General features: G+C 70.4%; 20 protein-coding genes. 11 read left to right on the top strand and 9 right to left on the bottom strand.

Annotated elements, in window-relative coordinates; genetic code table 11:
• Positions 1-408 precede the first annotated feature (408 nt).
• On the bottom strand, positions 409-1,011 hold the full coding sequence (locus Q0D75_RS19145) for a YdeI/OmpD-associated family protein (protein ID WP_291057152.1): 603 nt from the start codon (positions 1,009-1,011) through the stop codon (positions 409-411).
• Between the two features lie 16 nt (positions 1,012-1,027).
• Positions 1,028-1,567 carry an NUDIX hydrolase family protein gene (locus tag Q0D75_RS19150; protein ID WP_291057154.1) on the bottom strand — a complete coding sequence of 180 codons (540 nt, stop codon included), beginning with the start codon at positions 1,565-1,567 and terminating at the stop codon, positions 1,028-1,030.
• 88 nt (positions 1,568-1,655) lie between these two features.
• Between Q0D75_RS19150 and Q0D75_RS19155 the strand changes: the two genes are divergently transcribed.
• A complete protein-coding gene (locus tag Q0D75_RS19155; RefSeq protein WP_291057156.1) occupies positions 1,656-6,449 on the top strand; it encodes an ATP-dependent helicase in 4,794 nt (1,597 codons plus the stop codon).
• Entirely contained in the window at positions 6,442-7,221 is a 780-nt protein-coding gene (locus Q0D75_RS19160; protein ID WP_291057158.1) for a DNA-formamidopyrimidine glycosylase family protein, read from the top strand. The genes Q0D75_RS19155 and Q0D75_RS19160 overlap by 8 nt, the downstream gene beginning before the upstream one ends.
• Before the next feature lie 26 nt (positions 7,222-7,247).
• Here the strand turns inward: Q0D75_RS19160 and Q0D75_RS19165 are convergent, their stop codons facing one another.
• Positions 7,248-7,640 carry an MmcQ/YjbR family DNA-binding protein gene (locus Q0D75_RS19165; protein ID WP_291057160.1) on the bottom strand — a complete coding sequence of 131 codons (393 nt, stop codon included), beginning with the start codon at positions 7,638-7,640 and terminating at the stop codon, positions 7,248-7,250.
• 123 nt (positions 7,641-7,763) lie between these two features.
• Between Q0D75_RS19165 and Q0D75_RS19170 the strand changes: the two genes are divergently transcribed.
• Both Q0D75_RS19170 and ybaK read left to right on the top strand, forming a co-directional pair.
• The gene (locus Q0D75_RS19170) at positions 7,764-8,465 is read left to right on the top strand and encodes a hypothetical protein (RefSeq protein ID WP_291057161.1); all 702 of its coding nucleotides are present in this window, start codon (positions 7,764-7,766) and stop codon (positions 8,463-8,465) included.
• A 46-nt stretch (positions 8,466-8,511) separates the two neighbouring features.
• On the top strand, positions 8,512-9,015 hold the full coding sequence (ybaK, locus tag Q0D75_RS19175) for a Cys-tRNA(Pro) deacylase (protein WP_291057162.1): 504 nt from the start codon (positions 8,512-8,514) through the stop codon (positions 9,013-9,015).
• A gap of 61 nt (positions 9,016-9,076) precedes the next feature.
• Here the strand turns inward: ybaK and Q0D75_RS19180 are convergent, their stop codons facing one another.
• From Q0D75_RS19180 to Q0D75_RS19190, 3 genes are read right to left on the bottom strand one after another with little or no spacing between them, the layout of a single operon-like run.
• Positions 9,077-9,973 carry a hypothetical protein gene (locus tag Q0D75_RS19180; protein WP_291057164.1) on the bottom strand — a complete coding sequence of 299 codons (897 nt, stop codon included), beginning with the start codon at positions 9,971-9,973 and terminating at the stop codon, positions 9,077-9,079.
• A 34-nt stretch (positions 9,974-10,007) separates the two neighbouring features.
• A complete protein-coding gene (locus Q0D75_RS19185; protein WP_291057166.1) occupies positions 10,008-10,826 on the bottom strand; it encodes a DUF2071 domain-containing protein in 819 nt (272 codons plus the stop codon).
• Positions 10,813-11,025 (bottom strand): hypothetical protein, encoded by a 213-nt coding sequence (locus Q0D75_RS19190; RefSeq protein WP_291057168.1) that lies wholly within the window; start codon positions 11,023-11,025, stop codon positions 10,813-10,815. Before Q0D75_RS19190 ends, Q0D75_RS19185 begins: the two co-directional genes overlap by 14 nt.
• Positions 11,026-11,149: 124 nt before the next feature.
• Here Q0D75_RS19190 and Q0D75_RS19195 point away from each other — a divergent pair, with 124 nt between their 5' ends.
• Positions 11,150-11,959 carry a thymidylate synthase gene (locus tag Q0D75_RS19195; RefSeq protein ID WP_291057170.1) on the top strand — a complete coding sequence of 270 codons (810 nt, stop codon included), beginning with the start codon at positions 11,150-11,152 and terminating at the stop codon, positions 11,957-11,959.
• 10 nt (positions 11,960-11,969) lie between these two features.
• Positions 11,970-12,482 (top strand): dihydrofolate reductase, encoded by a 513-nt coding sequence (locus Q0D75_RS19200; RefSeq protein WP_291057172.1) that lies wholly within the window; start codon positions 11,970-11,972, stop codon positions 12,480-12,482.
• A gap of 4 nt (positions 12,483-12,486) precedes the next feature.
• On the opposite strand, the gene msrA is transcribed toward Q0D75_RS19200, so the two are convergent.
• Positions 12,487-13,008, bottom strand: coding sequence for a peptide-methionine (S)-S-oxide reductase MsrA (gene msrA, locus Q0D75_RS19205; protein WP_291057174.1), 522 nt, complete (start codon positions 13,006-13,008; stop codon positions 12,487-12,489).
• Positions 13,005-13,481 carry a peptide-methionine (R)-S-oxide reductase MsrB gene (msrB, locus tag Q0D75_RS19210; protein ID WP_291057176.1) on the bottom strand — a complete coding sequence of 159 codons (477 nt, stop codon included), beginning with the start codon at positions 13,479-13,481 and terminating at the stop codon, positions 13,005-13,007. Before msrB ends, msrA begins: the two co-directional genes overlap by 4 nt.
• Positions 13,482-13,619: 138 nt before the next feature.
• Between msrB and Q0D75_RS19215 the strand changes: the two genes are divergently transcribed.
• The 5 genes from Q0D75_RS19215 (at position 13,620) to Q0D75_RS19235 (ending at position 17,407) form a co-directional block, all read left to right on the top strand.
• On the top strand, positions 13,620-14,051 hold the full coding sequence (locus Q0D75_RS19215) for a nuclear transport factor 2 family protein (RefSeq protein WP_291057177.1): 432 nt from the start codon (positions 13,620-13,622) through the stop codon (positions 14,049-14,051).
• The gene (locus tag Q0D75_RS19220; RefSeq protein WP_291057179.1) at positions 14,048-14,824 is read left to right on the top strand and encodes an isocitrate lyase/phosphoenolpyruvate mutase family protein; all 777 of its coding nucleotides are present in this window, start codon (positions 14,048-14,050) and stop codon (positions 14,822-14,824) included. Before Q0D75_RS19215 ends, Q0D75_RS19220 begins: the two co-directional genes overlap by 4 nt.
• A gap of 42 nt (positions 14,825-14,866) precedes the next feature.
• Positions 14,867-15,856, top strand: a complete 990-nt coding sequence (locus Q0D75_RS19225) for a bile acid:sodium symporter (protein WP_291057180.1) — start codon at positions 14,867-14,869, stop codon at positions 15,854-15,856.
• Positions 15,853-16,833 carry a diacylglycerol kinase family protein gene (locus Q0D75_RS19230; RefSeq protein WP_291057182.1) on the top strand — a complete coding sequence of 327 codons (981 nt, stop codon included), beginning with the start codon at positions 15,853-15,855 and terminating at the stop codon, positions 16,831-16,833. Before Q0D75_RS19225 ends, Q0D75_RS19230 begins: the two co-directional genes overlap by 4 nt.
• A gap of 142 nt (positions 16,834-16,975) precedes the next feature.
• Positions 16,976-17,407, top strand: a complete 432-nt coding sequence (locus Q0D75_RS19235; RefSeq protein ID WP_291057184.1) for an Hsp20/alpha crystallin family protein — start codon at positions 16,976-16,978, stop codon at positions 17,405-17,407.
• Between the two features lie 121 nt (positions 17,408-17,528).
• Here Q0D75_RS19235 and Q0D75_RS19240 read toward each other — a convergent pair whose 3' ends face one another.
• The gene (locus Q0D75_RS19240; protein WP_291057186.1) at positions 17,529-18,071 is read right to left on the bottom strand and encodes a hypothetical protein; all 543 of its coding nucleotides are present in this window, start codon (positions 18,069-18,071) and stop codon (positions 17,529-17,531) included.
• Between the last annotated feature and the right edge of the window lie 298 nt (positions 18,072-18,369).

Genomic DNA, 18,369 nt, shown 5'->3' on the forward strand with positions numbered 1-18,369 from the left:
CCGGCGGCGGCGAGGGCGGAAGCCGTCGCGACGGCCAGGGCGGCGGCGCCGGTGCGTCCTCCGGTTCGAACGGCGGCGGCGCACGCCGCTCGGCCGCGTCGTTCTCGGCCGGCTCCGACGGCGGCCGCGGGCGTCGCTCCCGCTAGTCGCCCGGCTCACGCCGCTTCACGCACAACGGCCCGTCTCTTCGGAGGCGGGCCGTTCAGCGTTTCACAGGCCGTCCGGGGGGGCTCGTGCATCCAAAACGAAGGAGTTTTTGCCGACGCGCGGCTCGTCAGGCACCCACGCTCGGCATGTCGCGCAAAAACTCCTTCGTTTTGGATGACCTCGAGATGCCTCGGAGGGCCAGAGGAGTGGGAGGCGGGTCAGGGCGCGGGGTCGGAGACGGGCTTGGGAGCGCGGGCCGGGCTACGGTTTCGTGGGCTTCGGGGCGCGCTGGGGGTAGACGGTCTCGTGGCGGGCGAGCATCGCGACGAAGTCGGCGATGCGGCGGGCGCGGGTGTCGGCACGCTTGGCGTGGTGCACGCGGAAGAGGATCGCGTAGCGGTTCTGGCTGCTGAGTGTGGCGAAGAACGCGAGCGCCTCGGGGTTCTCGGCCAGGGCTGCCGCGAGATCATCCGGAACCTCGATGGTCTTCGAACCCGCGTAGGCGGCCTCCCAGCGGCCGTCGGCCTTCGCCTTGTCGATCTCGGCCTGACCGCGCTCGCGCATCCGGCCGGCTTCGATGAGCACCGCGACCTTGTCTTGGTTGACCTGCGACCAGATGCTGCGGGGGCGGCGGGGCGTGAAGTTCTGGATGAAGAAGTCGTCGTCGAGCGCGTTGCGGCGCGCGTCGATCCAGCCGTGGCAAAGCGCCACGTCGAGCGCCTCCTGGTGGCTGACGGTGGAGTGCGCGCTGCCCTTCTTGGCGATCAGCATCCGCACGCCGGATGCCGTGTCGGCGTTCTCGACGAGCCAGCGCTCGAACTCGGCCGCATCCGCGAAGCTGCGCTGCTCGACGTCCTCGGCCATCGGATGCCCCGTCCCGTCAGAGCAGCCGGCCGACCGAGGCCAGCGCCGCCCGCAGCAGGCCGCCGCGGCCGCCCTCCATCTCGTCGGTGACGCTCGGCGAGGCGGCCTCCTCCGGCGTCATCCAGGTGAGCTCGAGGGCGTCCTGCCGCGGTTCGCAGGTTCCGGTGACCGGCACCACGTAGGCCAGCGACACCGCGTGCTGGCGCTCGTCGTAGTACGCGGAGACGCCCGGCAGCGGGAAGTACTCGGCCACCTGGAACGGGATCGGGCTGGCCGGCAGCTGCGGGAAGGCCATCGGCCCGAGGTCTTTCTCGAGGTGGCGGAACAGCGCGTCGCGCAAGGTCTCGCCGTACATCACCCGACCGGAGACGAGGGTGCGCGCGATGGTGCCGCTCGGGCCGACCCGCAGCAGCACGCCGACCTCGACCACCTGGCCGAGCCCGTCGACCCGCACCGGCACGGCCTCGACGTAGAGAAGGGGAAGGCGCTGGCGCACCTCCGCGAGTTCACTGTCGCTCAACCAGCCGGAATTGGGGTCAGGGGTGCGCACGCTCATAGTCCATTCTTACCCGCCGGCCGGGGCCGATCGTGCACGACGTGCGGTGGCCCGTGCCGTTGTCGGTGGCTTGGGTGAGGATAAGAGGATGAGCGACGTGCTCGAGAGCTTCTCCCCCGCCACCCGAGAATGGTTCCTCGGGGCCTTCGATGCGCCTACGGCGGCGCAGACCGGGGCGTGGGAGGCGGTCTCGAGCGGCTCTCACGCGCTCGTGGTGGCACCGACGGGGTCGGGCAAGACGCTGGCCGCCTTCCTCTGGGCACTCGACCGGCTCACGACCTCCATCGAACCGGGCGTGCCGCGCAAGACCTCGGTGCTCTACGTCTCGCCTCTGAAGGCGCTGGCGGTCGATGTGGAGCGCAACCTCCGCTCGCCCCTCGTGGGCATCACCCAGACGGCGAAGCGGATGGGCGCCGAGCCACCCGTCATCACCGTGGGCGTGCGCTCGGGCGACACCCCGGCGGCCGAGCGCCGCACGCTTTCGAAGAACCCGCCCGACATCCTCATCACCACGCCTGAATCGCTGTTCCTCATGCTCACCTCGGCGGCGCGCGAGTCGCTCAGCGAGGTCACCACGGTGATCATCGACGAGGTGCACGCGGTGGCCGCCACCAAGCGCGGGGCGCATCTCGCGGTGAGCCTCGACCGGCTCGATCTGCTGCTCGCCCAGCCGGCCCAGCGGATCGGCCTCTCGGCCACGGTACGGCCGCGTGAAGAGGTGGCGCGCTTCCTCGCCGGCGGGCGACCGGTGAGCATCGTCGCTCCGCTTTCCACCAAGAAGTTCGACCTGCGCGTGATCGTGCCGGTCGAAGACATGACGCAGATCCCGCCCCGCGATCCGGGGGCGGGGCTCGAGGGGTCGGCCGCCGGGGCGGATGCTCCGGAGCAGGGCTCGATCTGGCCGCACGTCGAGGAAGACATCGTCGACCGAATCCTGGAGCACCGCTCGTCGATCGTGTTCGCGAACTCGAGGCGGCTGGCCGAGCGGCTGACCGCCCGGCTGAACGAGATCTTCGCCGAGCGGATGGGGCCGGGTGAGGAGACCGACGACGCTCCCGGTGCCGCATCCGCTCGGCCACCCGCCCAGCTGATGGGCCAGGCCGGGCAGACCTCGGGCGGCGTCGCCATCACCTCCGACGGGCCGACCCCCGGTGACGAGCTCGTGCTCGCCCGCGCCCATCACGGCTCGGTCAGCAAGGAGCAGCGGGCGATCATCGAAGACGACCTCAAGACGGGGCGCCTGCGCTGCGTCGTCGCCACGTCGAGCCTCGAGCTGGGCATCGACATGGGTGCGGTCGATCTCGTCGTGCAGGTCGAGGCACCCCCGTCGGTCGCCAGCGGCCTCCAGCGGGTGGGGCGTGCCGGGCACCAGGTCGGCGAGGTGTCGAAGGGGCTGCTCTATCCCAAGCACCGGGCCGACCTCATCCACTCGGCGGTGGTGTCGATCCGGATGTCCGAAGGGTTGATCGAGACACTGTCGATCCCCGCGAATCCGCTCGACATCCTCGCCCAGCAGACGGTCGCCGCCTGCGCTCTGGAGCCGATCGACGTCGAGGAGTGGTTCGACACCGTGCGGCGGAGCGCCTCGTTCAGCAGCATGCCTCGATCGGCATACGACGCCACGCTCGATCTGCTCGCCGGCCTCTATCCGTCCGACGAGTTCGCCGAACTGCGGCCACGGCTGGTCTGGGACCGCGATGCCGGCACCCTCACCGGCCGGCCGGGGGCCCAGAGACTCGCCGTCACGAGCGGCGGCACCATCCCCGACCGTGGCCTCTTCGGCGTGTTCATGGTGGGCGGTGAGCCGACGGATGCCGATCCCACCACGGGTGCCACCCGCTCGGCCCCGGGGCGCCGGGTGGGCGAGCTCGACGAGGAGATGGTCTACGAGTCGCGGGTCGGCGACGTGTTCGCGCTCGGCGCGACCAGCTGGCGGATCCAGGAGATCACGCACGACCGGGTGCTCGTCACTCCCGCGTTCGGCCAGCCCGGGCGGCTGCCGTTCTGGCGCGGCGAGGGCATCGGGCGGCCCGCCGAACTGGGGCGGGCGATCGGTGAGTTCACCCGCACGGTGGCCGCGGCATCCGTCGACGAATCCCAGCAGATCACCGAGCGGGCAGGCCTGGACGACTGGGCGGCGAGCAATCTGATCTCGTTCATCGCCGAGCAGCGCGAGGCGACCGGTCATGTGCCCAGTGACAAGACGCTGGTGGTTGAGCGGTTCCGCGACGAGCTCGGCGACTGGCGGGTGATTCTGCATTCCCCGTACGGCATGCAGGTGCACTCGCCCTGGGCGCTCGCGATCAACGGGCGCATCCGAGAGCGGTTCGGGGTCGACGCCAACGCCGTGGCGAGCGACGACGGGATCGTGGTTCGCCTGCCCGACACCGACAGCGAGCCGCCGTCTGCCGAGCTCTTCCTCTTCGAGCCGGCGGAGCTCGAGCAGATCGTCACCGACGAGGTGGGCGGATCGGCGCTGTTCGCCTCGCGCTTCCGCGAGAACGCGGCGCGCGCCCTGCTGCTCCCCCGGCAGAACCCGGGCAAACGCTCGCCGCTCTGGCAGCAGCGGCAGCGCTCGGCGCAGCTGCTGGAGGTGGCGCGCAAGTACCCGACGTTCCCGATCATCCTCGAGACCGTGCGGGAGTGCCTGCAAGACGTGTACGACCTCCCGTCGCTGCTCGCGATCGCGCGCGACCTCGAGGCGCGGCGCATCCGGGTGGTGGAGATCGAGTCCGCGACGGCGTCGCCGTTCGCCCGCTCGCTGTTGTTCGGCTACGTCGCCTCGTTCGTGTACGAGGGCGACAGTCCGCTGGCCGAGCGCCGGGCCGCCGCCCTCGCGCTCGACCCGACGCTGCTCTCCGAACTGCTCGGGCGCGCCGAACTGCGCGAACTGCTCGATCCCGGGGTCATCGAAGACACCCAGCGTGAACTGCAGCGACTGGCGCCCGACCGCCGGGCCCGCGACCTGGAGGGCGTGGCCGACCTGCTGCGGATGCTCGGCCCGCTGCACACCGAGGAAGTGCGCGCCCGATCTCTCGAGTTCGACGTCGGTGCGGCTCTCGAGGAGCTCGTGTCCTCCAAGCGCGCCCTCCGGGTCAGCTTCGCCGGCGACCAGTGGTGGGCGCCGATCGAAGACGCCGGGCGCCTGCGCGATGCGCTCGGGGTGCCCATCCCGTTCGGGGTGCCCGACGCCTTCATCGCGCCGGTCGAGCATCCGGTTCTCGACCTCGTGAGCCGCTACGCGCGCACCCACGGGCCGTTCCTCGCGTCGGAGGTCGCTGCGCGGTTCGGGCTGGGGGTGGCGGTGGTGACGGATGCGCTGCGCCGGCTCTCCGCCGACCGCCGAGTGATCGAGGGCGAGTTCCGGCCGAGCGGTCTGGCGGTGGAGGCGGTCGCCCTCGGGCAGGCCGGCGGCACCGAATGGTGCGACGCCGAGGTGCTGCGGCGGCTGCGCAGCCGCTCGCTCGCCGCCCTCCGGCACGAGGTGGAGCCGGTGCCGGCCACCACGCTCGCCCGCTTCCTGCCCTCGTGGCAGCACGTGGGCGGATCGCTCCGGGGTGCCGACGGCGTGCTCACCGTCATCGAACAGCTGGCCGGCGTTCCCGTTCCCGCATCGGCCTGGGAGAACCTCGTGCTGCCCGCCCGGGTGCGCGACTACAGCCCGGCGATGCTCGACGAGCTGACCGCCGCGGGCGAAGTGGTGTGGTCGGGGCGGGGCAGCCTTCCCGGCAGCGACGGCTGGGTGGCCCTGCACACGCTCGACACCCTGCCGTTCTCGGCGCCGCCGGCCGAGGAGTTCGAGGCGGGCCCGGTGCACCGGGCCCTGCTCGGGGCGCTCGAGCGCGGTGGGGCGTACTTCTTCCGCACGCTGGCCGACGAGGTGGGAGCCGCTGTGCTGCGGGAGGAATCGGAGCAGGCCGTGTCGGAGGCCGGGGGCGCAGCATCCGGTGCATCGGGTGCATCCGCCGCATCTGCCGCCGCGTCCCGAGCCGCCCTGCAGGTGGTCGCACCCCCCGACGACGCCGCGATCGTCTCCGCGATCTGGGATCTGGTGTGGGCCGGCCTCGTGACCAACGACACCGTGGCCCCGCTCCGCACCCTCACGGGGTCGGGCAAGTCGGCGCACAGCACCAAGCGGGCGGCACCGCGCGCTCGGATGTACCGCGGTCGGTCGTTCGCGCGCGCCACCATGCAGACGCGGGTCGGTCCGCCGACCGCCGGCGGGCGCTGGTCGCTCCTGCCGGAGCCCAACACCGACGCCACCCTGCGCGCGCACGCCACGGCCGAGATGCTGCTCGACCGGTACGGGGTGGTGACCCGGGGCTCCGTCGTGTCGGAGCGGGTACCCGGCGGCTTCGCGCTCGTGTACCGGGTGCTCAGCCAGTTCGAGGAGTCGGCACGCTGCCGTCGCGGCTACTTCGTGGAGACGCTCGGGGCGGCGCAGTTCGCCACGGGCGGCACGGTCGACCGGCTGCGCGGCTTCGCTCCGGATGCGGTGGGCCGCTCCGGGCGCGACCGCGTTCCCGAGGCGGTGACGCTCGCGGCGACCGATCCGGCGAATCCGTACGGCGCCGCGCTGCCCTGGCCGAGCGTCGAAGGACACAAGCCCGGCCGCAAGGCGGGAGCGCTGGTGGCGCTGGTCGACGGCGAGCTGGTGCTCTATCTCGAGCGCGGCGGCAAATCGGCGCTGTCGTTCAGCGACGACCCCGAGCACCTCGAGCGTGCGGCCCGATCCGTGGCCCAGGCCGTGTCGACCGGGCGGGTCGACAAGCTCGCCGTGGAGCGGGTGAACGGCGAATTCGTGCTCGGCACGGCGGTGGGCGGATCGCTGGAGGCCGCCGGGTTCACGGCGACTCCGCGCGGATTGCGGCTCCGTGCCTGAGGGCGACACCGTCTACCGGGCGGCGGTGCACCTGAACACGGCTCTCGCGGGCCGGCCGCTCACCGTGTGCGACATCCGGGTGCCGAAGTATGCGGCGGTCGACCTGACGGGAGAGACCGTCGACGAGGTGGTCTCCCGGGGAAAGCATCTGCTCACGCGGGTGGGCGAGCTCAGCATCCACAGCCACCTGAAGATGGAGGGCTCGTGGCACATCTACCGGCACGGCACCCGTTGGCGGCGGCCCGCCTACCAGGCGCGGATCGTGCTGGAGAACGCGGACTGGGTGACGGTGGGCTTCGATCTGGGCACCCTGGAGGTGCTGCGCCGGGAGGACGAGGACGAGGTCGTCGGGCATCTGGGGCCCGATGTGCTCGGGCCCGATTGGGACGCCGAGGAGGCCGTGCGACGGCTCGCTGCGCAGGAGTCGCGGGAGATCGACGTCGCCCTGCTCGACCAGCGCACCTTGGCCGGGCTCGGCAATGTGTATGTGAACGAGCTCTGCTTCTTGCGCGGGGTGCTGCCGCAGCGGCCCGTCGGCGAGGTGAAGGATCTGCCGGCGGTGGTCGCCCTCGCACATCGGCTCATCCTCGCCAACCGCGACCGGGTGGAGCGCACCACCACCGGCGACATGCGGCCGGGACGGCAGACCTACGTGTACGGCCGCGAGGGCAAACCGTGCCGGCGCTGCGGAACACGCATCCGCCACGGGATGCTCGGCGCGACCGCACTCTCCGAGCGCGACACGTACTGGTGCCCGAGCTGCCAGACCTGAGCGGAGTCGGGCCGGCCTCGGTCGTATCAGCTGCGCGGGGAAGGCGGGGCGGCGTCCAAGGCGGCGATCTGGCGCTTGAGGGCGACCTGGCGATAGGAGGTGTCGAGCAGTTCGGCCACGAAGGTCCAGTCGGTACCGTCGTGGAGGTCGATCGCCAGCCAGCCCGACGGGCCGAAATACGGGGGCACGAAAACGTCCGGCAGCTCGAGCAGGGCCGGGCGCTCCTCGGGATCGGGCTTGAACACCACCGAATGCGGCCGCGCCATCATCGCCCCGGCGAGAGCGAACAGCTTCTTGCCCGCCCGGAACGTGGGGCGGCCCCAGGCCTCCACCTCGGCCGATTCGGGATAGTCCGCGCAGATGGCGCGCAGGCGCTCGAGCACCGGGTCTCCCGGTTCGAAGAGCTGCGGATGCTCCATGCCGAGCAGAGTACCGGCTCGGCGTTCTGCACTCCACTGTCGGGGCGCATCCGGAACCGTCGTCGCGGCGCATCCGAGGTGGGCTGTTAGATTCGCCTGGTGAGCCCTACGGATGCTGCGCCCTTGACCATCGATGACGAGGCCGTGATCTGGTCGGCACCCCGCGACGAGATCGCGGAGCGCCTGACGACGCAGCCCCTGGTGATCGTGATGCACGGCCGCGGCTCGCACGAGGCCGACCTGCCCGCACTGTTCCCCTTTCTGCCGGAGGGGATCGTGTTCGCCTCCCTGCGGGCACCCCTCTCCGGGGCGCCGTACGGGATGGGAGGCTGGACCTGGTTCCCGCTCGAAGCGGCGCCCGACGGCTCCGGGAGCCCCGCCGGCGCCGACGTCGGCGCCGCGGCCGACGCCGTGCTGGGCTGGCTCGATCGCACCGAGGCGCTCCACGGCAGCCCAAGCGCCGTCGCCGGACTCGGTTTCTCGCAGGGCGGCATGATGTCGATCGAGCTGATGCGCTCGGCGCCGGAGCGCTTCGCCGCCGCAGTCGACCTCTCGGGCGTCAGCGCCATCCGCACCGTCGCCGGTGACGAGGTGCTCGCGGAACGGCGTCCGCCGCTGTTCTGGGGCCGGGATGCCGCCGATCCGATCATCCCCGTCGCCGGCGTCGAACGCACCGCCGCCTTCGTGCCCCGGCACTTCACCGTCACCGAGAAGCTGTATCCGGGCAACGCGCACTCGATTTCGAGCGAGGAACTCGTCGACGTGTCGGCCTTCCTGCGCACCGCGCTGTCTTTGGAGCCCAGGGAAGCCGCTCCCCCGGCCTGACGGCACGGGACGGGACGACCGGGTCAGGCAGAAGGAGGAGACGACCATGGCCAAGAAGGCAGCTCGGGCATCCGCTGGACCCTCGACGGCGGCGACGCTCGCACTGGCCAAGGCGGGCATCCCCTTCGTCCCCCATGTGTATGAGCATGACGCCGCGGCCACCGACTTCGGCGCCGAGGCGGCCCGCGAACTCGGCGTGGAGCCGGCCCGGGTGTTCAAGACGCTGATGGTGGAGACCGATGCCGGCTTCGGCATCGGCATCCTGTCGGTGCGCGATCAGCTGGACGTGAAGGCGCTGGCCGGCGAACTCGGCGCCAAGCGCGCGGCGATGGCCGACAAGGCGGTGGCCGAACGCAAGAGCGGCTACGTGGTGGGCGGCATCAGCCCGATCGGTCAGAAGACGAGGCTGCCGACGGTGCTCGACGAGGCGGCGCGGGAGTTCGGGACGATCTTCGTGTCGGGCGGGCGACGGGGGTTCGATCTCGAGATCGCACCCGGCGATCTGCTGCGCGCCGTCGACGGGCGGGTCAGCCGGATCCGGCGCGGCTGAGCGATCGGCGCGGCCTAACGATCGGCGAGGCTCAGCGAACGGCGAGGCTCAACGAACGAGGTCAGTGCGGGCCGTCGGCCTCTCCGCCCTCGACCACGGTGACGGCCCACCGACGCAGGAAGACGGCTCCGGCGGCGTCGTTGGTGACCCCGTCGACGGTCAGCACCGGATAGGCCGTCTCCGGCACGCCGTCGGCCGGGCGCACATCGATGTGGGCGACGTCGTAGCCCTCGTCGTGCAGCCAGCCGGCCATGGCGTAGTCGACGCGGGAGTCGCCGACCGTGCGCCAGCGGGTTGGAACAGTTCCGGTCTCGGCCACCAGCGCCAGCGCGCGCTCGGCGCCCAGGGCCTTCCCGGCGCGGAACGACTCGATGTCGGTGGAGATGATCGAGGGATCGAGCCGGTAGCTGATGCTGCCGTCGGAGGCGGGATGGGATTCGGTTCTCCACACCGCGCCCAGGTCGAGAGTTCTGCACAGATCCAGAACCGCGCGGTCGAAGTCGGACTGCATCGCGAGATAGTCGTCGGAGTCGACGTCGGTGCGCTGCTCGACCGAGACCATGGTGCGCTTCGTGCGGTCGAGGAAGACCGAGTCGGCGAAGCGCGACGCCACGAGATCTTCGACCGCGGTCGCCAGTTCAACCACAGGAGAAAGGGATTCATCGATGGTGATCTCACCGACGCCGGCGGAAGTGATGCGGAACCAGGAGCCGCCCTTCTCGCACACGCCGAACACCTGGGCGTGCTCGGCCAGGCCGCCCTGCACGAGGGGTTCCACCACCTCGGCGCGCAAAAAACCGTCAGAGCGGCCGGTATTGAACACGATCGGAACGCCGGCGTTCGCGAGCGACACGAGGTCGGCGGCGATCGAGGGGATGGCGATGGTGCGGGTGACCGGGCTGGCCACCGGCCCGTCGACATCCAGGAGCAGGCCGAGATCGGGGGTCGCTGACGTCACTGATCCATTATGGTCGGCGAAGCGGCGCGGCCGGTCAGGGCGAGCGCAGCGGCCGCGCCCTGCCGAAGGCCGTGTGCACCCCGGGCGAGAACAGCACCGAGTCCGGTGGGCGCGAGGCGAGTTCGCCGAAGCCGGCTGCGGCGAGCAGCTCGTCGTCGAGGAAGTGCAGTTCGGCGTCGACGACGGTCCACGGCGGGTGCTCGTTGGGGATGAACACCGTGCGCCCGTTGCGGGCGAGGTGGAGCCCCCATCGGGCGGTGAGGAAGACGGCGAGTTCGTCGTCGGAGCGATCCAGGCGGCCGGGCCGGGCGTCGATCCGGCTGTGCGGGCCAGGTGCGCCGCCGAAGCCGCGTTCGCCGAGGCGTTCCGAGCGGTAGCTGATCAGGCCCGTGCGATCCGTGTCGATCGACATCCGAGCCCAGCGGTAGGGCAAGCCGAAGAGCAGGTGCGCGGCGCCGACCGCAGCCAGCCGCGACGATTCGAGAGAGGAGAAGACCACGCCGCGCCGGCCGGTCTCGTCGACCGAGTAGAGGCGCACGTTGATCTCGGGGAAGGTCCCGGCGTACGGGATCGGGCCGAGGGCGCGAAAACCGGGCGCGGTGGCGTGGGCGAGGCGGAACGGGATGAGACCCACCCAGGCCGATCCGTCGAACAGGTCCGGCCGAGTGCCCGGGGGAAGATGCGGCGCCACCCGTTCGGGGTCGACCCGCCAGTGCAGAAAGGTGAGCGACTGCCAGTCCTGCTCGTGCAGGAGGTCACCGGCGAGCGCGGGAGCGGTGCGCGAGAGCGGTTCCGGCGAGCGGAACTCCGTCGTCCGCCGCGGGTGCGGCGAGCGCGGCTCAGTCGTCGGCATCGATCCCGATCACGGCCACGTCCACTCCGGGGCTCAGGAGGATGTCGGCACGCTTGTACTTGCCTTCGCCCACGTTCACCTCCATCCAGGTCGGTTCCGCCGACGCCACGGCCTGGCGGATCTCCTCTTTGACGTCGTCGACGTCGCGGCCGGAGACCGAATACTGCTTGCCCGCATAGAGGATGTTGATGCGCTTCACCGGGGTTCTGCCTCTCTTCGCTCTCAGAGTACTTCGATCCGCCGCCCGGCACCGACATCCTGATGGTGAAATGCGGTGACACCCCGGCGCTCGAAGCGCTGCGAAAACCTCTACGCTCGGTGGCATGACGAACGCCATCCCGACGCCGTACGAAGACCTCCTGCGCGACACCCTGGAGAACGGCACCGCGAAGTCGGACCGCACCGGAACCGGAACGCGGAGCGTGTTCGGCCGTCAACTGCGGTTCGACCTGGCCGAGGGCTTTCCGCTGATCACCACCAAGCGGGTGCACTTCAAGTCGATCGCGTACGAGCTGCTCTGGTTTCTGCGCGGCGAGAGCAACGTGCGGTGGCTGCAGGAGAACGGCGTCACCATCTGGGACGAGTGGGCCGACTCCGCCGGCGAGCTCGGCCCGGTGTACGGGGTGCAGTGGCGATCGTGGCCCTCGCCGACGGGCGAGCACATCGACCAGATCACCGAGGTGATCGAGGCCATCCGCCGCGATCCGGATTCGCGCCGGTTGATCGTCTCGGCCTGGAACGTCGCCGAGATCCCTTCGATGGCACTCGCCCCCTGCCACGCGCTGTTCCAGTTCTACGTGGCCGACGGCAAGCTCTCCTGCCAGCTCTACCAGCGCAGCGCCGACCTGTTCCTCGGCGTGCCGTTCAACATCGCGAGCTACGCGCTGCTGACGCACCTGGTGGCGGCTCAGACGGGTCTGGAGGTGGGCGACTTCGTCTGGACCGGTGGCGACTGCCACATCTACGACAACCACGTCGAGCAGGTGCGCCGGCAGCTCGAGCGCGATCCCTTCCCGGCTCCCCGGCTGCAGATCACGGCCGAGCGCGCGAGCATCTTCGACTACACCTACGACGACCTCGAGGTCGTGGGCTACGAGCACCACCCGGCCATCCGCGCAGCAGTCGCCGTCTGAGGGCGCCGACGTGAGCGTGGCACTGATCTGGGCCGAGGCCCGGGGTGGAGTGATCGGCCAGGGCGGCGGCATCCCGTGGCACCTGCCCGAAGATCTGGCGCACTTCCGCGAGCTGACCTGCGGATCGACGGTGGTGATGGGGCGCAAGACCTGGGATTCCCTGCCGGAGCGCTTTCGGCCCTTGCCTGGGCGACGCAACATCGTCGTGACCCGGGATGCCGAATGGACGGCCGAGGGCGCTCAGGTCGCTCATTCACTCGAGGCGGCACTCGGGACCGGGGCGGACGAGACCGTCTGGGTCATCGGCGGCGGTGACATCTACCGGCAGGCCCTCGGGACGGCCGACCGGATCGAGATCACCGAAGTGGATCTCGATCCGGTCGGAGACACCAGAGCCCCCGAGGTCGGCGAGGGCTGGGCGCGCAGCCAAGACCCCGTCGACGGCTTCCACGAGTCGAAGTCGGGCATCCAGTACCGGTTCGTCACGCTCACCCGCGACGAACCGGCCGCCGGTCAGCGCTGACGACTCAGCCGGCGTCGACCGTCTGCTCGCGGCGCGGCAGGGTCCAGCCCGGGCGCACGTAGTGGCAGGTGTACCCGTTCGGGTAGCGCTCGAGGTAGTCCTGGTGCTCCGGCTCTGCCTCCCAGAACGGGCCGGCCGGGCTCAGCTCGGTGACCACGGGTCCGGGCCAGAGGCCTGAGGCGTCGACATCCGCGATCGTGTCCTCCGCGACGGCCCGCTGGCTGTCGTCGGTGTAGTAGATACCCGAGCGGTAGCTCGTGCCGATGTCGTTGCCCTGACGGTTCTTGGTGGACGGGTCGTGGATCTGGAAGAAGAACTCCAGCAGCTCGCGATAGCTGGTGACCGACGGGTCGTAGCTGATCTCGATGGCCTCGGCATGCGTGCCGTGATGGCGGTAGGTGGCGTTCGCCACGTCACCGCCCGTGTAGCCGACGCGCGTGTCGAGCACGCCGGGGCGACGGCGGATGAGATCTTCCATGCCCCAGAAACAGCCTCCGGCGAGGATCGCCTTCTCGGTGGTGGTCATCGTGCACTCTCCTCGATGGTCGTGGTGGTGGTGGGGAACAGCTCGAGATACTCCTCGTACCCCGAAGCGGCGAGCTCGTCGCGCGGCACGAAGCGCAGCGCGGCGGAGTTGATGCAGTAACGCAGGCCGCCGGCCTCGCGCGGCCCATCGGGGAACAGGTGCCCCAGGTGGCTGTCGCCGTGGGCGGAACGCACCTCGGTGCGGGTCATGCCCCAGCTGCGGTCCTTCCTCTCGACGACGTTCGCCGGGTCGAGCGGAACGGTGAAGCTCGGCCAGCCGGATCCGCTGTCGAACTTGGCGGTGGAGGCGAACAGCGGCTCGCCCGACACGATGTCGACGTAGATGCCGTCGCGGTGCTCGTTCCAGAACTCGTTGCGGAACGCCGGCTCGGTGGCGTCGTCCTGGGTCACCGCGCGCTGCTGGCGGGTGAGACGGGCGAGCGCCTCGGGGGTGGTGCGGTAGTCCTTGGTCACGTTGACTCCTCGATTCTGCGCCGCTGGCTGCGGCGTCACTTACCAGAACACTCGTTCTGCTGGAATAGTTCCCGACTGCACAGGATGTTCGAAGCCGACCGTGTTGCCGCTCGGCCGCCACCGGGGCAGAGTGAGCCCATGACCGACCGAACCCAGGGAAGCGACCGCCTCGCCAGCTGGATCCGGGGCTACCGGCGCGCCTGGGAGAGCAACGATCCGGCCGACATCACGGCCCTCTTCACCGACGACGCGGACTATTTCGAGGCCCCGCATCAGCATCCGTGGCACGGCCACGACGCCATCGTCGCCGGCTGGCTGGCGGCCCGCGACGAGCCGGGTGACACCGCGTTCGAGTGGGAGACCGTGGCCGAGACACCGGAGGTCGCGATCGTCCGCGCGGTGTCCCGCTACGCGGCAGGGCCGGTGTACGACAACCTCTGGGTCATCCGGTTTGCCCCGGACGGCCGCGCGACGAGCTACACCGACTGGTGGGTCGAGCGGCCGGCCGACACCGCGAACACCGACACCGCGTACACCGATCACGAGACACAGGAAGAGAACCCCGAATGAGCACCTCCACGAACGACCGCGCCCTGCAGCTGAAGAGCCTGCACGAGGCACCCGAGATCTTGCGCGTGGTGAACGTGTGGGACGCGATCAGCGCCAAGACCGTCGCCGCCCTTCCCGAGACGAAGGCCATCGCCACGGCGGGCCACTCGATCGCCGCCTCCTACGGCTATGACGACGGCGGGATGTCGCTGGATCTCGCCCTCGCAGGTGCCAAGACCGTGGTCGACGCCGTCGACCTGCCCGTGACCGCCGACCTGGACGACGGATACGCCGACCCGGCCGAGACCATCCGACGGGCGATCGGCCTGGGCATCGTGGGCGCGAACGTGGAAGACCGGCTGCGCCCCTTCGACGAGTCGGTGGCGCGCGTCGCCGCCATCGTCAAGGCGGCGGAGCAGGAGGGCGTCGCCTTCCAGCTGAACGCCCGCACCGACGCGATCGCGCGCGGCGGCGACCGCCCGCTCGACGACAGCATCGCGGATGCCATCGCCCGCGGTAAGGCGTTCCTCGACGCGGGTGCGCCCCTGGTCTTCGTGCCCGGCGCGGTCAAGCGTGAGGTGGTGGAACGTCTCGTCGACGGGCTCGGCGCCGGCAAGCTCTCGGTGATCGGCCTTCCCGGCGCTCTCGCCGCGGCCGAGTACGAAGCGCTCGGCGTGGCCCGGATCTCCTACGGCCCGCTCACCCAGCGCGTCGCCCTGCGGGCACTGCGCGACCTGGCCACCGATCTGTACGGCACCGGCGTGATTCCCGAAGACACCCCTGCACTGAACTGACGGGTGCTGAACCGGCGGGCCGACCGCCCTAGGCTGAGCCGGGTGACGAGGATCGTGGAGTGGTGGGACCGCCGCCAGGTGCCGCTCTACGTCGCCGCGATCATCCTGGGCGGGCTCGTCGGGTCGCTCGCGCCGGCGGTCGCACCGGCCCTGACGGTCGCCATCAACCCGGTGCTGGCGCTGCTGCTGTTCGCGACGTTCCTCGGGGTGCCTCTGATCGAGGTCGGGCGCTCGTTCCGGGACATCCGGTTCCTCGGAACGGTGCTGGCGGTCAATTTCGTCATCGTGCCTCTGGTGGTGCTCGGATTGTCGCGGTTCGTAGCCGACGATCGCGGCCTGCTCCTCGGCGTGCTGCTCGTACTGCTGACGCCGTGCATCGACTACGTGATCGTGTTCACGGGCCTCGCCGGCGGCGCCAAGGCGCGCCTTCTCGCCGCCGCACCTTTGCTGATGCTTCTGCAGATCGTGCTGCTCCCGCTGTACCTGCTGCTGTTCGCCGGTAGCGCTGCGGTCGAGCTGATCGACGTCGAGCCGTTCGCCGAGGCGTTCCTGATGCTGATCGTCGCTCCGCTCTCGGCCGCCGCCATCGTGCAGGCGATCGCCCGCCGCCATCGCGCCGGCCGCGCGATCGAGCACGTCCTGGCATCCGCGATGGTGCCCCTCATGATGCTCACCCTCGCGACCGTGATCGGCTCCCAGATCGCCGCGGTCGGCGGCCAGGCCGTCGCTCTGATCCGGGTCGTCCCGATCTACGCGGCGTTCCTTGTCGTCATGCTGTTCGTCGGACTCGCCGCCGGCAAGGCAGCGCGCCTGGATCCCGCCGGCATCCGAGCCGTGGTGTTCAGCGGATCGACCCGGAACTCGCTCGTCGTCCTCCCCCTCGCGCTGGCGCTGCCGGCACCGCTGGAGATCGCCCCGCTCGCGATCGTCACCCAGACCCTCGTCGAACTGGTCGGCATGGTCGTCTTCGTTCGCCTGGTGCCCCTGCTGATTCGCTCGGGATCCGGGCCGGTTGTTACGGTATTGCGGTGAACGAAGGGTCCGACCGGATGGTGCCCGCTCCTCGAGCGGCCGTGGTGTTCAACCCTGCGAAGGTCGACGTCGCGGCTCTTCGCAAGGTCGTGGGCGTCGAGGAGTCCGTCTCGGGCTGGGGGCCCTCTGCCTGGTTCGAGACCAGCAAGGACGACGACGGCCGGTCGGCGGCCGAGGCGGCGGCCCGATCGGGCGCCGCGGTGATCCTGGTCGCCGGCGGCGACGGCACTCTCCGCGCTGCGGTCGAGGCCCTCACCGGGAGTGGAATCCCTCTGGGGTTGCTTCCGACCGGCACGGCCAACCTGTTCGCGCGCGAGCTCGGGCTCCCGCTGAACGACCTCGCAGCATCCGTGAGCACCGCATTCACGGGAGACGATCGGCCGGTCGACGTGGGAACAGCTGTGCTTCACCGCGTCGACGGCGCCGAGTCGCGGCACGCGTTCCTGGTGATGGCCGGTATCGGGGTGGATGCCCACATGGCGGCTCACACCAATGAGCGGCTGAAGAAGCGCATCGGCTGGCTGGCCTACTCCGACCCGATCGCCCGCAGTGTGCTGGGCAACAGGCAGTTCGACATGGTCTACCGGCTCGACGACCGGGCGGAGGTCAGCACCCGTGCTCACACCGTGATCGTGGGGAACTCCGGCAGCCTTCCTGCCGGGCTCCTCCTTCTTCCCGATGCCGTGATCGATGACGGATTGCTGGATGCGGTCGTCTTCCGGCCGGGACGCGGACCGGGGTGGACGAACATCGGCTACCGGCTCACCTTCAACCGGGTGCTGCACCGCACCCGGTTCGGGCGGCTGATCGCCCGCCTCACGCCGAGGCCTCGAGCCATCCAGTGGGCCCAGGCCACCCGGCTCCAGGTGCGCCTGGAGACACCGCAGGAGATCCAGCTCGACGGCGACCCGCACGGGCTCGTGACCGGCGCGGCCCTCTCCGTGCACCACCACGGCCTGACGATCCGGGTGCCGTGAAGCGGCGGGTCCGCCGGCCGTACTCCATCGATTTCCGAGCGATTTCTCAGACATCTCCTTTGGCACTCTCTGATCGCGAGTGCTAAATTCTTCCTAGTTGAGTCACATCGACTCATGTTCTACCGGAAGGAGATCTTTCATCATGGCTATGACTTTTGACCCTTTCAGCGAGCTGGACCGTCTCGCCGGCAGCCTGCTCCAGTCCCGGCCCGGACCGCGGGTGATGCCCGTAGACCTGTACCGGGATGCGGATCGGTACGTGCTGAACGCCGATCTCCCCGGGGTCGACCCGGGGTCGGTGGATGTGGACGTCGACGGGCAGCTCCTCACCATCCGCGCGCAGCGCACGGCGGGGACGGCGGAAGGCGCGAAGTGGCTGACGCAGGAGCGTCCGGCCGGCAGCTACCTGCGTCAGTTCAGCATCGGCGAGGGCGTGGACACCGCGGGCATCTCGGCCAGCTACGACAACGGGGTGCTGAGCGTCATCATCCCGGTGAGCGAGAAGGCCAAGCCTCGCAAGATCCAGGTGCAGAGCCCGTCGCCGGTGGACGAGCAGAAGACGCTCACGAGCTAGCGCCCGGGTAGCACGAACCCACGGAACAGAAGAAGGGGTGCCCGATTTCCCGGGCACCCCTTCGTGGCGTGATGGGGAGAACTCCCTCCGAGGGCCGGATGCCGGCGCGACCGCGACACGTCTAGGTGCGGCGCGGGATGGATCCGAGGTTCACGGGCACGGCGAACGCGGCCGGCGGGAGTCCGTCGTAGTCAGGGGGCCGGCGGAACATGCTCATCGTTCCGTAGTGCTCGGCAAAGGGCGACCAGCTCTGGATGACGGGACGCGCGGCCAGCTCCGGGTGCCCGTCGAGGGGGCCGAGCACGAGGATCTGTCGCCGGCCGGTGCGTTTCACGAGTGCCGCTCCGTCGCTGACGAGCGCGGCGACCAGGACGCCCAGATGGTTCGAGGGATCCAGACCGGCGGTCTTCGCGGTGGGGGGAAACCCGAAGCACCGAACCTCGGTGACGTTCCCGAACGAGATCGTGGGCACGTCGGGACCACCCGCCCTGACGGTGAAGGGGAGGCCCTGCGAGCGGCTCGGCGTCACCGTGACGACCGCCCGAGCGCCGCTCTCGCCCGGACAGTAGACCGCCCCGGGTTCGGCCCGCGCTTCGTAGACGACCTCGGCGCATCCGTCGAGCTCGTCCGACAGATACTCCGCCCACCACAGCACCTTGTCCATGCATCCCCCCTCCGTCGCTGGTAAAGCGTGGCACCGAACCGGTCGGGAGGGTAGGGGAAGGCAGATTCACCATCCGTTCGAAGGGTGATCGCAGGTCGAGCGACGGCGGTACTCGCGCGATGGAGAGACTGGCTAGGCTTCGGGTACGACTGAGGGGGAGCAATGCTCAAACGGGGGACGAAGACGACATCCGGGGTGCAGCCGGGATCCGATACGACGGATGCGGAGCAGTCGGCCGCACGAGGCTTGAACCGCCGGGCATTGCTCGGCCTCGCCGCGGCCGGCGGCGTGGGGGTCG

This window comes from Herbiconiux sp., assembly GCF_023264855.1.
In the GTDB taxonomy this organism is placed as follows: Bacteria; Actinomycetota; Actinomycetes; order Actinomycetales; family Microbacteriaceae; genus Herbiconiux.